At 64.3% G+C, this 13621-nt stretch carries 10 protein-coding genes and 1 pseudogene; 7 read left to right on the top strand and 4 right to left on the bottom strand.

Features of this window, described 5'->3' with window-relative positions; translation table 11 throughout:
• Positions 1-21 precede the first annotated feature (21 nt).
• The gene (locus NLM27_RS35870; protein ID WP_254147756.1) at positions 22-1338 is read right to left on the bottom strand and encodes a UDP-glucose/GDP-mannose dehydrogenase family protein; all 1317 of its coding nucleotides are present in this window, start codon (positions 1336-1338) and stop codon (positions 22-24) included.
• 194 nt (positions 1339-1532) lie between these two features.
• On the opposite strand from NLM27_RS35870, the gene NLM27_RS35865 reads away from it, so the two are divergent.
• From NLM27_RS35865 to NLM27_RS35855, 3 genes and pseudogenes are all read left to right on the top strand, one after another.
• Complete coding sequence (locus NLM27_RS35865; protein WP_254147755.1) at positions 1533-2597, top strand: acyltransferase family protein; 1065 nt, start codon at positions 1533-1535, stop codon at positions 2595-2597.
• Between the two features lie 194 nt (positions 2598-2791).
• A complete protein-coding gene (polA, locus tag NLM27_RS35860; RefSeq protein ID WP_254147754.1) occupies positions 2792-5902 on the top strand; it encodes a DNA polymerase I in 3111 nt (1036 codons plus the stop codon).
• A gap of 280 nt (positions 5903-6182) precedes the next feature.
• Positions 6183-6818 (top strand): annotated as a pseudogene (locus NLM27_RS35855) (LysE family translocator).
• A gap of 183 nt (positions 6819-7001) precedes the next feature.
• Here the strand turns inward: NLM27_RS35855 and NLM27_RS35850 are convergent.
• Entirely contained in the window at positions 7002-7628 is a 627-nt protein-coding gene (locus NLM27_RS35850) for a glutathione S-transferase family protein (protein WP_254147753.1), read from the bottom strand.
• A gap of 175 nt (positions 7629-7803) precedes the next feature.
• Here NLM27_RS35850 and pyrE point away from each other — a divergent pair, with 175 nt between their 5' ends.
• Positions 7804-8367: an orotate phosphoribosyltransferase gene (gene pyrE, locus NLM27_RS35845; RefSeq protein WP_254123827.1), complete on the top strand. Its 564-nt coding sequence runs from the start codon at positions 7804-7806 to the stop codon at positions 8365-8367.
• Positions 8368-8612: 245 nt separating this feature from the next.
• Complete coding sequence (locus NLM27_RS35840; RefSeq protein WP_254147752.1) at positions 8613-9371, top strand: DUF2865 domain-containing protein; 759 nt, start codon at positions 8613-8615, stop codon at positions 9369-9371.
• Between the two features lie 117 nt (positions 9372-9488).
• Here the strand turns inward: NLM27_RS35840 and NLM27_RS35835 are convergent, their stop codons facing one another.
• Complete coding sequence (locus NLM27_RS35835) at positions 9489-9920, bottom strand: hypothetical protein (RefSeq protein ID WP_254147751.1); 432 nt, start codon at positions 9918-9920, stop codon at positions 9489-9491.
• Positions 9921-10108: 188 nt separating this feature from the next.
• Here NLM27_RS35835 and NLM27_RS35830 point away from each other — a divergent pair, with 188 nt between their 5' ends.
• Positions 10109-10399, top strand: a complete 291-nt coding sequence (locus NLM27_RS35830) for a GIY-YIG nuclease family protein (RefSeq protein ID WP_254147750.1) — start codon at positions 10109-10111, stop codon at positions 10397-10399.
• A 63-nt stretch (positions 10400-10462) separates the two neighbouring features.
• On the opposite strand, the gene NLM27_RS35825 is transcribed toward NLM27_RS35830, so the two are convergent.
• A complete protein-coding gene (locus NLM27_RS35825; RefSeq protein WP_254147749.1) occupies positions 10463-10708 on the bottom strand; it encodes a hypothetical protein in 246 nt (81 codons plus the stop codon).
• A gap of 200 nt (positions 10709-10908) precedes the next feature.
• Between NLM27_RS35825 and NLM27_RS35820 the strand changes: the two genes are divergently transcribed.
• Positions 10909-13425, top strand: a complete 2517-nt coding sequence (locus NLM27_RS35820) for a glycogen/starch/alpha-glucan phosphorylase (RefSeq protein ID WP_254147748.1) — start codon at positions 10909-10911, stop codon at positions 13423-13425.
• Positions 13426-13621: the final 196 nt, after the last annotated feature.

Below are 13621 nucleotides of genomic sequence, written 5' to 3'. Positions count from 1 at the left end.
TCGAGAATAATAGTGTAGCGATCAGCCCTGCACCGGCGGCCGACCGACGCTCTCATAGACGAAGCCGGCGGCTTCCATGTCCTCCGGGCGGTAGATGTTGCGGAGATCCACGACGACGGGCTTTGCCATGGCCGCCTTCAGCCGGCCGAGATCGAGCGCGCGGAACTGTACCCATTCGGTGACGATGACCAGTGCATCGGCATCTTGTGCGCAGGCATAGGCATCCTCGCAATAGGTAATGGTCGGCAGCTCGCTCTTGGCCTGCTCCATACCGACGGGATCGAACGCCTTGACCTTTGCACCCATGTCGATCAGCCCCGTCACCAGCGGGATCGACGGCGCATCGCGCATGTCGTCGGTGTCGGGCTTGAAGGTGAGGCCGAGCACGGCAATGGTCTTGCCGCGCAGCGAGCCGCCGAGCGCCTGGCTCACTTTCCGCGCCATCGCGCGCTTGCGGTTCTCGTTGACTGCCAGCACGGATTCGACGATGCGCAGAGACACGTCGTAGTCCTGCGCGATCTTGATCAGCGCCTTGGTGTCCTTCGGAAAGCACGAGCCGCCGAAGCCCGGACCCGCATGCAGGAATTTGGTGCCGATGCGGTTGTCGAGGCCGATGCCGCGCGCGACCTCCTGGACATTGGCGCCGACCTTTTCGGAGAGGTCCGCGATCTCGTTGATGAAGGTGATCTTGGTCGCCAGGAACGCGTTCGCGGCGTATTTGATCATTTCGGCGGTGCGACGCTCCGTGAACATCAGGGGTGCCTGGTTCAGCGACAGCGGGCGATAGATGTCGCCCATCACCTTGCGGCCACGCTCGTCGGAGGTGCCGACCACGACGCGGTCGGGGAATTTGAAGTCGCGGATCGCGGCGCCCTCGCGCAGGAACTCGGGGTTGGACGCGACGACGACATCGGCCTTGGGATTGGTCTCGCGGATGATGCGCTCGACCTCGTCGCCGGTGCCCACCGGCACGGTCGACTTCGTCACGACGACGGTGAAGCCGGACAACGACTGCGCGATCTCGCGCGCGGCGGCATAGACATAGGTGAGATCGGCGTGGCCATCGCCGCGACGCGACGGCGTGCCGACCGCGATGAACACGGCATCGGCATCGGCAACCGGCCCGGACAGGTCGGTGGTGAAGTCGAGCCGCTTGGCCTTCACATTGGTCGCAACGAGGTCCTCGAGCCCGGGCTCGTAGATCGGGATCTCGCCGCGATGGAGCGCCGCGATCTTCTTCTCGTCCTTGTCGACGCAGGTGACGTCGTGACCGAAATCCGCAAAGCAGGCCCCGGACACCAGCCCGACATAGCCCGTGCCGATCATCGCAATTCGCATGAAAAATCCCGTTCCAGCTTGGTTAACGAAAGCCCAATTCGGGGCGGTTTAGCATTTTCCCGAGGTCAGGGAACAGTCCGCATGCAAAAACCGGCCCGTTATTTGAACCGGTAAAGAAGTCGGAAACCACTGGGCTCCAAACTGCCCCGCACCCAGACAGGGGACGGGCGGAAGGCGCCTCGAAGAGGGACACCATGGCACGATCAGGCACAGCTGCGGGCGGACTTTCCAGGGCCCCTTCTGCCGCGCGTGTCGACTGGGTCGACTACGCCAAGGGCATCTGCATCGTCATGGTGGTGATGATGCATTCGGTGCTGGGGGTCGAGCTCGCCGCCGGGCAGACCGGTTTCATGCATGTTGCCGTGGCCTTCGCAAAGCCGTTCCGGATGCCGGATTTCTTCCTGATTTCGGGCCTGTTCTTGTCACTGGTGATCGATCGGGACTGGCGAACCTATCTCGACCGCAAGGTGGTGCATTTCGCCTATTTCTATGTCGTCTGGGTGACAATCCAATTCGGCTTCAAGGCGCCGGCCTTCGCGGCGGAGACGAGCTGGAGCCACGTTGGTCTCTTGTATCTCGAATCCTTCATCGAGCCGTTCGGCACGCTGTGGTTCATCTATCTGCTGCCGATCTTCTTCGTCGTCACAAAACTGACACGCAACGCCCCGCCGCTCGCGATCTGGCTCGTCGCCGCTGCGCTGGAGACCGCACGCATCACGACCGGCTGGACCGTCATCGACGAGTTCTGCGCGCGCTTCGTCTATTTCTACTCGGGCTACCTGTTCGCACCTTACGTGTTCGCGCTGTCGGATCGCGCCCGCAGCCGTCCGGCCCTGGCGCTTGCAGCGCTCGCGACCTGGGCGCTGGTCAATACCGGCCTCGTCGCATGGGGTGCCAGCGAATGGGGAATCGTCTCGCTGGTGCTCGGCTTCGCCGGCGCCTGTGCCATCATCACGATCGGCACGCTGCTCGCGCGCGCACAGTGGCTGAATTTCCTCCGCTTCTGCGGCGAGCATTCGATCGTGATCTATCTCGCCTTCTTCTTGCCTATGGCGGCGACGCGGACGCTGCTGCTGCGCACGGGCGTCATTGCCGACATCGGCACGGTGTCGCTGGTCGTCACAATCGTCGGCGTGCTCGGAGCGTTGGCGATCTGGCAGATGGCGTTGCGTCTCAATGCGCGCTTCCTGTTCGAGCGGCCTGATGCATTCTGGATCGCGCCGAAGAAGCCGGGCGCCGTGTTGCAGGCGGCGGAGTAGCGCCATTCTCAGTGTCGTCGCCCGGCTTGACCGGGCGACCCAGTACGCCGAGGCGCCAGTGATTGAACCGAGAAGCCGCGACCTACTGGATTCCCCGCTTTCGCGGGGAATGACAGTGGGGATAGTGGCTCCGCCGACCCAAAAATCCGCCTCCCAAGGCTGTCAAAGCCCGCAAAAATTCATACATTGCGGCCATGCCCAAGACATCCCCGAAGACCTCCGCCAAAGCTGACACCAAGTCCGCGCCAAAGGCTGCCGCCGACACCAAGCCCGCTGCTGCCAAGTCCGCTGCTGCCAAGTCCGCTGCTGCGACAGCTGCTGCCAAACCGGTCGCGGCGAAGGCGGCCGGCAAGGGCGACCACGTCTTCCTGGTAGACGGTTCCGGCTACATCTTCCGCGCCTATCACGCGCTGCCGCCACTGAACCGCAAGTCCGACGGTCTTCAGGTCAACGCCGTGCTCGGCTTCTGCAACATGCTGTGGAAGCTCTTGCGTGACATGCCCGAGGACAACCGGCCGACGCATCTGGCGATCATCTTCGACAAGTCGGAGATCACCTTCCGCAACAAGATCTATCCCGACTACAAGGCGCACCGGCCGCCGGCGCCTGACGATCTCATTCCGCAGTTCGCGCTGATCCGCGAGGCCGTGCGCGCCTTCGACCTGCCCTGCCTGGAACAAGTCGGCTTCGAAGCCGACGATCTGATCGCGACCTATGTGCGGCAGGCCTGCGAGCGCGGCGCAAGCGCGACCATCGTGTCCTCCGACAAGGATCTGATGCAGCTCGTGACCGATTGCGTCACGATGTACGACACCATGAAGGATCGCCGCATCGGCATTGCCGAGGTGATCGAGAAGTTCGGCGTGCCGCCGGAGAAGGTGGTCGAGGTGCAGGCGCTGGCCGGCGATTCCACCGATAACGTGCCCGGCGTGCCCGGGATCGGCATCAAGACCGCGGCACAGCTGATCGTCGAATATGGCGATCTCGAGCAATTGCTGTTCCGCGCCGGCGAAATCAAGCAGCCGAAGCGGCGCGAGGCGCTGCTGGAGAATGCGGAAAAGGCGCGGATCTCGCGGCAGCTTGTGCTGCTCGACGACAAGGTCGACCTCGAGGTCCCGCTGGACGACCTCGCCGTCCACGAGCCCAACGCGCGCAAGCTGATCGCCTTCCTGAAGGCAATGGAGTTCACGACGCTGACGCGGCGCGTCGCCGATTATTCGCAAATCGATCCCGCCAACGTCGATGCCGACCCCGGCTATGCCAGCGGCGCCAGCGTGTTCTCGCCGCTGCCGCCGTCGGACGTGGTGCCCGCGCCGGGCGCCGGCGCGCCGGCGCAAGCTCGGCCGAACGAGCCCAACAAGTCCGCAAGCAAGGAAGACAAGGCGGCGAGCCCGAAGGGCGCGCCGATCTCGCTGGCCGCAGCGCGCGAAGAGGCGCTGCGCAAGCTTCCGGTCGATCGCAGCAAATACCAGGCGATCAAGACGCTCAAAGAGCTCGACGCCTTCATCGCGCGCATCCATGACGTCGGCCATGTCGCGATCGAGACAAGAGCGAACTCGATCGATCCGATGCAGGCCGACCTTTGCGGCATCGCACTGGCGCTGGCGCCGAACGAGGCCTGCTATGTGCCGCTGGCGCACAAGCAGTCCGGCGGCGGTGCCGGCCTGTTCGACGAGGGCCTTGCCCCCGACCAGGTCAAGCACGAAGACGCGCTTCAGGCGCTTCGGCCGGTGCTGGAATCATCAGGCATCCTCAAGATCGGCTTCGACGTCAAATTCACCGCCGTGATGCTGGCGCAGCACGGCATCACCTTGCGCAACACCGACGATGCGCTGCTGATCTCCTACGTGCTCGACGCCGGTCGGGGCTCGCATGGGCTCGAATCGCTCGCCGAGCGCTGGTTCGGCCACGCCATGCTGAAGGAAGGCGAGCTGCTCGGCAGCGGCAAGGGCAAGATCACCTTCGACCAGGTGCCGATCGAGAAGGCCGCGCCGTTGTCGGCGGAAGGCACCGACATGGCCCTGCGCGTGTGGCGCGTGCTGAAGCCTCGCCTCGTCGCCGAGCACATGACCGCGGTGTACGAGACGCTGGAGCGGCCGCTGGTCGCGGTGCTCGCGCGGATGGAACGACGCGGCATCTCGATCGACCGTCAGGTGCTGTCGCGGCTCTCCGGCGACTTTGCCCAGACCGCGGCGCGCGTCGAGGCCGAGATCCAGCAGATCGCGGGCGAGCCCGTCAATGTCGGCAGCCCCAAGCAGATCGGCGACATCCTGTTCGGCAAGATGGGACTGCCAGGGGGCTCCAAGACCAAAACCGGCGCATGGTCGACCACCGCCCAGGTGCTCGATGATCTCGCCGAGCAAGGCCACGACTTCCCGAAGAAAATCCTGGAGTGGCGGCAAGTCTCGAAACTGAAATCGACCTACACCGACGCCTTGCCGACCTACGTCAATCCGCAGACGCATCGCGTCCACACCACCTACGCGCTGGCCGCAACCACCACCGGCCGGCTGTCGTCGAACGAGCCGAATTTGCAGAACATCCCGGTGCGCACCGAGGATGGCCGCAAGATCCGGCGCGCCTTCATCGCCACGCCCGGGCACAGGCTGGTGTCAGCCGACTATTCTCAGATCGAGCTGCGTCTGCTCGCGGAGATCGCCGACATTCCGGTGTTGAAGCAGGCGTTCCGCGACGGGCTCGACATTCACGCCATGACGGCATCGGAAATGTTTGGCGTGCCGATCGAGGGCATGCCGAGCGAAATCCGCCGCCGCGCGAAGGCGATCAATTTCGGCATCATCTATGGCATCTCCGCGTTCGGCCTCGCCAACCAGCTCGGCATCGCGCGTGAGGAAGCCTCCGCCTACATCAAGAAGTATTTCGAGCGCTTCCCCGGCATCCGCGCCTACATGGACGAGACGCGCGACTTCTGCCGCAGCCACGGCTACGTCACCACGCTGTTCGGCCGCAAATGCCACTATCCCGATATCAAGGCGTCCAACGCCTCGGTGCGCGCCTTCAACGAGCGCGCCGCGATCAATGCCCGGCTCCAGGGCACCGCCGCCGACATCATCCGTCGCGCCATGACCCGCGTCGAGGATGCGCTCGCTGAAAAGAAGCTGTCGGCGCAGATGCTGCTCCAGGTGCACGACGAGCTGATCTTCGAGGTGCCCGACGCCGAGGTCGAGGCAACGCTCCCCGTCGTGCAGCACGTGATGCAGGACGCGCCGTTCCCGGCCGTGCTGCTGTCAGTGCCGCTGCATGTGGACGCGCGTGCGGCGAACAATTGGGACGAGGCGCACTGATTTCTTCTTTACCTCTCCCCGCAAGCGGGGAGAGGTCGGAATTCGCGCGTAGCGCGGATTCCGGGGTGAGGGGATACAGGTCTCACAGCGATCTCACCTGCGGAGAGAGGCCCCTCACCCCAACCCTCTCCCCGTAAGAACGGGGCGAGGGAGCGCGCCTGCGCAAGACCGCACCACCGCGTACGCAACATGCGAACTCAATTGTCCTCCGTGCAATTGCGCGATGGCCCTGCAAGGCCCCGCAGATTAGAACTGTAGCGTCTCCCGCACCGGTTCATCCATGCCCCACACCTCCGCCCTGCTCGGCTTCGCTCTCGTCTGCCTTGGTCTTGTGCTGACGCCCGGGCCGAACATGATCTACCTGATCTCGCGCTCGATCACGCAGGGGCCCGCGGCGGGTATCGTCTCGCTCGGCGGCGTGGCGCTCGGCTTCGTGTTCTACATGCTGTGCGCCGCGTTCGGCATCACAGCGCTGCTGCTCGCCATTCCCTTTGCCTATGACGCGCTGCGCTTTGCCGGCGCGTTCTATCTGCTCTGACTCGCCTGGCAGGCGGTGAAGCCGGGCGGGCGCTCGCCGTTCCAGGTGAGAAAGCTCGCGGTCGACAGCCCGCGCAAATTGTTCGCCATGGGCTTCGTCACCAATCTGCTCAACCCGAAGATCGCGATGCTGTATCTGGCGCTGCTGCCGCAGTTCATCGATCCCACGGCCGGCAGCGTGCTGACGCAGTCGGTGGTGCTGGGGGGGATCCAGATCGCGATCAGCGTCAGCGTCAATGCGATGATCGCGCTCGCCGCAGGCTCGATCGCGCTGTTCCTGACGCGCCGGCCAAGCTGGATGCTGGTGCAGCGCTGGCTGATGGGCACGGTGCTGGCCGGGCTCGCGGTCAGGATGGCGGTCGAGGCGAAGAAGGTGTGAGGGTCTTTCTTACCCTCCCCTGGAGGGGGAGGGTCGGCGCGCGATCGAGCAAAGCGAGATTGCGTGACGGGGTGGGGTGACGGTCCCTCCGCGAAGAGCGCTGCCTGCGTGGAGAGATCACCCCATCCCGCTCGCGCTTTGCGCGATCGACCCTCCCCCTCCAGGGAAGGGTAAGAGCGAAGATCAATCCAGCTTGGCCTCCATGCCCCGTTTCACCGCCGGACGCGCCATCAGCGCCTCGTACCAACGCTTGACGTTGGGAAAATCAGCCAGCTCAACCTTGTGGCGGGGGTGGCGCCAGGCCCAGCCCAGGATGGCAAAATCGGCAACCGAGAGGTCGCCGGCGACGAAGTCGCGCCCCTCGAGCCGGCGGTCGAGCACGCCGTAGAGCCGGCGCGTCTCGGCCATGTAGCGCTTCAGGCCATAGGCGCGGTCCTGCTCGTTTTCGAGCGCGATGAAATGGTGCACCTGGCCGGGCATCGGGCCGAAGCCGCCCATCTGCCACATCAGCCATTCGTAGGCGGGGATGCGCCCGGAAAGCGATTTCGGCAGGAATTTACCGGTCTTTTCACCGAGATAGAGCAGGATCGCGCCTGACTCGAAGATGCTGACCGGCTTGCCATCGGGTCCCTCGGGGTCGACGATCGCGGGGATCTTGTTGTTGGGGGAGAGCTTGAGGAACCCGGGGGCCATCTGCTCCCCCTTGCTGATGTTCACCGGGATCACCCTGTAGGGCAGCCCCATCTCCTCCAGCGCGACCGAGATCTTGCGGCCATTCGGCGTGTTCCAGGTATGCAGTTCGATGGTCATGCCTTGCTTTCCTTCCCCCTGACAGGTTCGGCCTTCACCTACTCCAGAAAGTTGCACCCCCACAACCGGCGGACCGGGATGGCCGATCCCTGTTGACGGGAGATGCACCCTCTGGAATGTCGCCGCCGTCGCGGATAAATTCCGCCTCCTCCAAGAACGCTCCCGAGGGACCGCCGTGTCGAAATCTGCTTCCCGCGCCCGCCTGTTCGAAATCATCCGCCGGCGCTCTTTCGGCCGCGGCGAGGTGACGCTCGCGTCGGGCCGCAAGAGCGATTTCTACTTCAACCTCAAGCCGACCATGCTCGACCCCGAGGGCGCGACCCTGCTCGCCGAGCTCACTTACGAAGCGCTGAAGGACGACCAGCTCGATTTCATCGGCGGGCTCGAGATGGGCGCGGTGCCGCTGGCCGGCGCGCTGGCGCAGATCTCCTGGATCAAGGGCCATCCGATCGCGGCCTTCTTCGTCCGCAAGAAGCCGAAGGAGCACGGTGCCAAGCTCGCGATCGAAGGCCTGCCCAAGGGCGAGACGCTCGAAGGCAAGCGCGTCGTGATCGTCGAGGATGTCACCACCACCGGCGGCTCGGCGATGAAGGCGGTGGAATCCGTCCGCGAGACCGGCGCCGAAGTCGTGCTGGTGCTGACCATGGTCGACCGCGAGGAAGGCGCCACCGACACGTTCGGTGCGGCCGGCCTGCCATTCCGCTCGCTGTACAAGGCGTCGGAATTCCTGAAGGCTTGAGGTGGCGAAACCCTCTCCGCCGTCCTGCCCGGGTGTAGCCCGAATGCAACCATCCGTCGGAAGCTGTGCCCGGCCTTAATGAGGTCACCGCCTCGACTTGAAACCGCCTCCGCTCAACGGCTCATTTACCATCCCGCTTTATGGTGAATCATGTGCTGAGACCTGAGCGTCCCAGCCGGTTCAGTAGCGTCGGGTGGAGTTGAGCGTTGCGTACAATCTCGTCCCATGCGCGGCGGCGTCGCGCGATGCTTGTGGCCGCCTCCCTTGCAGCTCCGCTGCTTGCGGCGCCGGCCCCGGTTTCGGCTGAAGGCCTGTTCGACTTCTTCTTCGGCGGGCTGCAGCAACAGCGCCCACAGCGCGAGGTGCCGCAGCAGGGCAACTCCTACGTCGATCCCTTCACCGGCCAGCAGAGTGCCGCACCTCCGCCGAGCCGTTCGGCCGGCGGCTCCGGCCCGGCCTTCTGCGTGCGCAGCTGCGACGGCAAATATTTTCCGCTGATGCGCGGGCTCGTCTCACCGGCGCAGATGTGTCAGGCGTTCTGTCCTGCCACCGCAACGAAGGTTTATTTCGGCTCCTCGATCGATGGCGCTGCGTCGCAGACCGGCGAGCGCTACGCCGACAGCGAGAACGCGTTCGCCTATCGCAAGGCGCTGCGCGCCGACTGCACCTGCAACGGCCGCGACCCGGTTGGCCTCGCCCCGGTCGACCTGGCGCTGGATGCCTCACTGAAGGCCGGCGACGTGATCGCCACCAGCGACGGCCTCGTCGCCTACACCGGCATCCGCGTCGGCAACGACCAGGCTGCGGACTTCACCCCGGTCGCCTCCTATCCCGGCCTCACCGCACAGGTCCGCGCACGGCTCGGTGAGATGAAGGTGGCTCCGGTGCGCGCCGAGACGGTGGCTACCGATGCGCCGGCATCGGCCGAGATCGTCCGCGAGGCGCTGCCTGACGTGACGGTGCCGAAGACGCAGAAGCCGGCCAAGCGCGCGGGGCTGAATTAGCCTCCACCTGCATCCAAGTCGTCATTGCGAGCGAAGCGAAGCAATCCAGCCTGTCGCCGCGGAGGCACTCTGGATTGCTTCGTCGCTTCGCTCCTCGCAATGACGGAGGTTGCTACGCTACCGCCCGATGATCACCCCGATCACGTTCGGTGCAGCCAGATATTTCTCCTCGATCGCCGCGCGCGCAGCGGTGCGGTTTTCCGGCGTCAGGAGGCCGCGCTTCTCGGCCAAGATCATCCAGCAGAAGCCCCACCAGTCGGTCAGCATGCCCTGATCGTCGACGAGGTCATAGCCCTGCTCGGCCGCGAAGATGCGCGCATGCGCTTCGTCCAGCGTGTCGAGGAATTGATGGTCGTCGGTCGAAAACAGCCCGTCGCTGATGTCGTCGATGGTGTAGCCCCAGATCGACTGGCACACCGCATTGAACTCGCGGTCGAACTGGTCGTCATCGATCCTCTGACGCCGCGCCGCCCGATGCAGCCGCGACAGCGACCGCGCGAAATCGGCGATCCGGGTGAGGGCAAACTGATCGAAGGCAATGGTGGACATGTAGTCCTCGCAAAGTCTGACGGACGCTAGATATTGTGCCGGCAACGCGCCGAATCACAATGATATATCAAAGACTTGCTAAAGTGTTCTTAATTCGTTCTGATGTCTAATGGCCGATTATGAGATCGTCGTCCTGGCGAAAGCCAGGACCCATTACCCCGGTCGGCGTTACTTTGCGAGCTGATGCCATGAGCGCGAGCAGCTACTTCGTCTACATCCTGGCGAGCCGCCATCATGGGACGATCTATATCGGCGTCACCAATGATCTCCGCATGCGGCTTGCATTGCATCGCTCGGGTCGCGGTTCGAAGTTCGTCGCGAAATACAGCGTGACGCGACTTGTCTACGTTGAGACCTACACCTCGCCGTCCGAAGCGATCGCACGGGAGAAAGCGCTCAAGGAATGGCGCCGCGACTGGAAGATTCGCTTGATCGAGCAGGAAAATCCGGACTGGCGCGATCTATCGCATCTCATCTGACAGCGGTGGTTATGGGTCCCGGCCTTCGCCGGGACGACACCGTGGGAGCTGCTTGCCCTCCCCTCACCGCACCGCCGACATCAACTTATCCCCGCACGCGCTCGCGTAGAACTTGCCGCCGCATTGGCGCTTGATGGCGGCGCAGCGGGTGGCGGGTGAGGCATTTTGCGGGACCGCAAAGCCGCAGCTGAGGCCATCGGCGCTGCGGCCGGTCTTGCCCGCGGCCAGAGCGGCGGTGGAGGCGCCGATGCAGACGACGAGCAGGGTCGCAGCGGCGATTTCGATCAGCAGTCGCCTCAGAGGTCTCATGGGTCTCCTCCACAGTGATGGCTGAATTGGCCGCCAATCTAGCAGCAAATCCGCGTTTCTCCGTGCTCGTCCGGGTTCCCAAACCGGCCCGTTCCTTGCATAAATTTACGCCAGCGCAGTGCACGGCCGCACCAGTGGCGGTTCCGGTGCAGGAGCAAGACGCGTAGGGTGAGTGTTCAGTCGACCAGGAAGTGACGGCCTTGCAAGATCAATCGTTCCAGCCAAATTTTCCCGCCACCGACCAGCCCGTCGACGAACTCGCGCTGGCTGAGATCAAGGGCGCGATCCTGGCGAAGCTGCGCCTTGCCATCGGCAAGGACGCGGGCATGGCAACCAGGCACGACTGGTATCAGGCCGCGGCGCTCGCGCTGCGCGACCGCATCGTGCACCGCTGGCTCAGCGCAGAGAAGCGCAGCTACGACGCCGGGTGCAAGCGCGTCTATTATCTCTCGCTCGAATTCCTGATCGGCCGCCTCTTCACCGACGCGCTCAACAACATGGGGCTGCTGAAGATCTTCGAGGTCGCACTCGGCGATCTCGGCGTCTCCCTGCCCGAGCTGCGCAAATGCGAGCCGGACGCCGCGCTCGGCAATGGCGGCCTCGGCCGGCTCGCCGCCTGCTTCATGGAGAGCATGGCGACGCTGTCGATCCCCGCGATCGGCTACGGCATCCGCTACGATTACGGCCTGTTCCGCCAGATCATCAATCAGGGCTGGCAGCAGGAATATCCCGACGAATGGCTCAGCTTCGGCAATCCCTGGGAATTACAGCGGCCGGAGGTGATCTATCACGTCCATTTCGGCGGCGGCGTCGAGCATGTCGACGACAAGGGCCGCGACCGCGCCATCTGGCATCCGGGCGAGACCGTGCAGGCGATCGCCTACGATACGCCGATCGTCGGCTGGCGCGGCCAGCACGTCAATGCGCTCCGCCTGTGGTCGGCGCGCTCGCCCGATCCGCTCAGGCTCGATGCCTTCAACAAGGGCGACTATGTCAGCGCCAGTGCCGAGCAGGCGCGCGCGGAAGCGATCTGCAAATTCCTCTATCCGAACGACGAGAGCCCGGCGGGCCGCGAGCTGCGGCTGCGCCAGGAATATTTCTTCGTCTCCGCCTCGCTCCAGGATCTCGTCAATCGCCACCTCACCTCCGACGGGCAGCTCCGCAGCCTTGCGATGAAGGTCGCGGTGCAGCTCAACGACACCCATCCGAGCCTTGCCGTCACCGAGCTGATGCGCATCCTCGTCGACCTCCACAATTTCCGCTGGGACGAGGCCTGGAAGATCACGGTCGCCACGCTCTCCTACACCAACCATACGCTGCTGCCCGAGGCGCTGGAGACCTGGCCGGTCGAACTGTTCGAGCGGCTGTTGCCGCGGCACCTCGAAATCATCTACCGCATCAACGTGCAGCATCTGGCGCTCGCGGAGGCGCGTTGCCCCGGCGACATCGACTTCCGCGCCTCGGTCTCGCTGATCGACGAGAAGAGCGGCCGCCGCGTGCGCATGGGCCAGCTCGCCTTCGTCGGCTCGCACCGTATCAACGGCGTCTCGGCAATGCATTCCGACCTGATGCGCGAGACCGTCTTCCACGATCTCAACCATCTCTATCCCGGCCGCATCACCAACAAGACCAACGGCATCACCTTCCGCCGCTGGCTGATGCTGGCGAACCCGAAGCTGACCGATCTGCTGCGCGAGACCTGCGGCGAGGCCGTGCTCGACGATCCTTCGCAGCTCAGCCTGATCGAAGCCCGCGCCAGCGACGTCGAATTCCAGAAGAAATTCCGTGCCGTCAAGCACGCCAACAAGGCAGCGCTGGCGCGGCTGATCGGCGAGCGGCTCGGCATCAAGGTCGATCCGGGTGCGCTGTTCGACGTCCAGATCAAGCGCATCCACGAGTACAAGCGCCAGCTCCTCAACGTCATCGAGACCGTCGCGCTGTATCAGGCGATCAAGGACGATCCCAACGGCAATTGGGTGCCGCGGGTGAAGATTTTTGCGGGCAAAGCGGCGGCGAGCTATCGCTACGCCAAGCTGATCATCAAGCTGATCAACGACGTCGCGGAAGTCGTCAACAACGATCCCACGATCGGCGGCAAGCTGAAGGTCGCCTTCCTGCCCGACTACAATGTCAGCCTCGCCGAAGTGATCATCCCTGCGGCCGACCTGTCCGAGCAGATCTCGACCGCCGGCATGGAAGCGTCCGGCACCGGCAACATGAAGCTGGCGCTGAACGGCGCCATCACCATCGGCACGCTCGACGGCGCCAATATCGAGATCCGCGACCATGTCGGCGCTGAGAACATCGCGATCTTCGGCCTCGAGGCCGGCGACGTGATGATCCGGCGCAAGCAGGGGCTGGATGCCTCCGACATCATCCGCAATTCGCCAAAGCTCCAGCGCGCCATCAATGCGATGGCGACCGGCGAGTTCTCGCCCGGCGACCCCGGCCGCTTCGAATCCATCGCGCATGCGCTGCGCCATCTCGACCATTACATGGTCAGCGCCGATTTCGATTCCTATTACGAGGCGCAGCGCGCGGTCGATGCCCGCTGGCAGGTGGCGCCGGCCTGGACGCGCGCCTCCATCCTCAACGTCGCGCGCATGGCGTGGTTCTCCTCCGACCGCACCATCCGCGAATACGCCGAGGAAATCTGGAACGTGCCGGTGAATCCGACCACGCCGCTGCTGCCGAATCTGCGCGACGTCGCAGGTTGATTTTCCGCAGCGTGAAATAGGCGTTACCTGCGAGGTCATTGCATCTCGCGAACTGGATGATGATATGATCGTCATCATCCCCAAGGCGGCGCCCGAGGTGTGGACGCCGTAACCTCAAACACCGTCATTGCGAGCGCAGCGAAGCAATCCAGAGTCCCTCCGCAGAGACAGTCTGGATTGCTCCGCTGCGCTCGCA

The sequence above is a fragment of the Bradyrhizobium sp. CCGB12 genome, assembly GCF_024199845.1.
Lineage (GTDB): Bacteria > Pseudomonadota > Alphaproteobacteria > Rhizobiales > Xanthobacteraceae > Bradyrhizobium.
This window is presented reverse-complemented; position numbering and strand designations above follow the sequence as displayed.

Bases quoted from the DNA above. Each gene is read 5' to 3' on its own strand.
- NLM27_RS35870 (WP_254147756.1), bottom strand. From the start codon at position 1,338: ATGCGAATTGCGATGATCGGCACGGGCTATGTCGGGCTGGTGTCCGGG.
- NLM27_RS35865 (WP_254147755.1), top strand. From the start codon at position 1,533: ATGGCACGATCAGGCACAGCTGCGGGCGGACTTTCCAGGGCCCCTTCT.
- polA (WP_254147754.1), top strand. From the start codon at position 2,792: ATGCCCAAGACATCCCCGAAGACCTCCGCCAAAGCTGACACCAAGTCC.
- NLM27_RS35850 (WP_254147753.1), bottom strand. From the start codon at position 7,628: ATGACCATCGAACTGCATACCTGGAACACGCCGAATGGCCGCAAGATC.
- NLM27_RS35840 (WP_254147752.1), top strand. From the start codon at position 8,613: ATGCTTGTGGCCGCCTCCCTTGCAGCTCCGCTGCTTGCGGCGCCGGCC.
- NLM27_RS35835 (WP_254147751.1), bottom strand. From the start codon at position 9,920: ATGTCCACCATTGCCTTCGATCAGTTTGCCCTCACCCGGATCGCCGAT.
- NLM27_RS35830 (WP_254147750.1), top strand. From the start codon at position 10,109: ATGAGCGCGAGCAGCTACTTCGTCTACATCCTGGCGAGCCGCCATCAT.
- NLM27_RS35825 (WP_254147749.1), bottom strand. From the start codon at position 10,708: ATGAGACCTCTGAGGCGACTGCTGATCGAAATCGCCGCTGCGACCCTG.